Source organism: Arthrobacter glacialis (assembly GCF_002909445.1).
Taxonomy (GTDB): domain Bacteria; phylum Actinomycetota; class Actinomycetes; order Actinomycetales; family Micrococcaceae; genus Specibacter; species Specibacter glacialis.
In genome coordinates this window covers 1-1,107 of sequence record NZ_PPXC01000055.1, presented here as the reverse complement: position 1 = coordinate 1,107, position 1,107 = coordinate 1, and the positions used below count along the sequence as shown (strand labels likewise).

Here is a 1,107-nt window from a genome sequence, read left to right as displayed (position 1 = left end):
GTGCATTTCCTTGCGCGTGCTGCCCAGCCGTTCGAAAAAGCGTTCCTGCGGCTGGCGCTCGACCACGAAATCGGCCCCGGATACCAGCAACTGGGTCGGTACCTGAATGGCCTGGGCATCCGCCACCACCCGGTCAGCGGCTTCGTACAGGCCCAGCAGCATGGTCACCGAAATCGGCCGGCTGATCAGCGGGTCGGCCACGTATGACATGACCCGCTCGGGGTCGTGCGTGAGCAGGCGGGGCTTGACGTAGCTGTTGACGAAGAAGTTGCCGCGCAAGGCCTTGAGCAGCTTCAGGCCCGGGCGGTCGAACGGCACGTAGAGCTTGACCTTGAACGCTGGTGAGGCCAGTACCAGGCAGCGCACCTTGGGTGCATAGTCGTGGGCCCAGGTGGCAATCAGTACAGCGCCGACGCTTTGCGCCAGCACCACCATGTCGTGCTCGGCGATGCCGTGATGTGCCTGGATATGTTCGATGAAGGTTTGCACGTCGCGCACGCTGGTGGCAAACCCCGGGCTGTCGCCACGTGCGCCTGGCGACTGGCCATGGCCGCGGGCATCCCAGGCGAAGAAGTCATAGCCCTGCATGTCCAGTTCATCGGCCAGGTGGGCCATGCGCCCGCCGTGTTCATGGCCGCGGTGGAACATCACCACGGCCCGGCGTGGCTGGTGCTCGTTGCGGTTGGCAGGCCAATGACGGTAGTGCAACTCGACACCGTCATGGGTGGAGAAGTGCAGCGCTTGCGCTTGGCGCATGATCAACGTCCTTTTTGCGGCGGCTTTGGGCTCAGCGGGTTTCGGCCAGCCCCTGGCGAACCCGGTTGTAGAGGGTATAGAGCGAGAGCGCGAGGATGACCAGCAGCAAGCCATTGACCCAGCTGCCGTTCAGCAGGCCAAAGGCGACCCCGGTGCCCAGCACGCCGAAGGCAAAGGCCCGGTCGCTTTTGCCCATGGGGCCGTCATAACGCCGCGATGCACCGGCCAGCGGGCCCATGACACCGGCGTATTCACTGAAGGTGGCACACAGCACCAGCAGCACCACCAGCGTTGGTGAAACCCCGGCCAGCAGGGCTAAGGGCAGGTACAGGGCGGCGTCGGCGATTACGT

The 1,107-nt window shown here is 64.7% G+C and carries 2 protein-coding genes; both read right to left on the bottom strand.

Annotation, left to right across the window (positions count from 1 at the left end):
- Window positions 1-756, bottom strand: a 756-nt coding sequence (locus CVS27_RS20395) for an alpha/beta hydrolase (protein WP_133163021.1), incomplete at its 3' end; no start/stop codon positions are given.
- Between the two features lie 31 nt (window positions 757-787).
- Window positions 788-1,107 (bottom strand): hypothetical protein (locus tag CVS27_RS20390; RefSeq protein WP_207767608.1); only part of this gene is annotated, 320 nt, incomplete at its 5' end.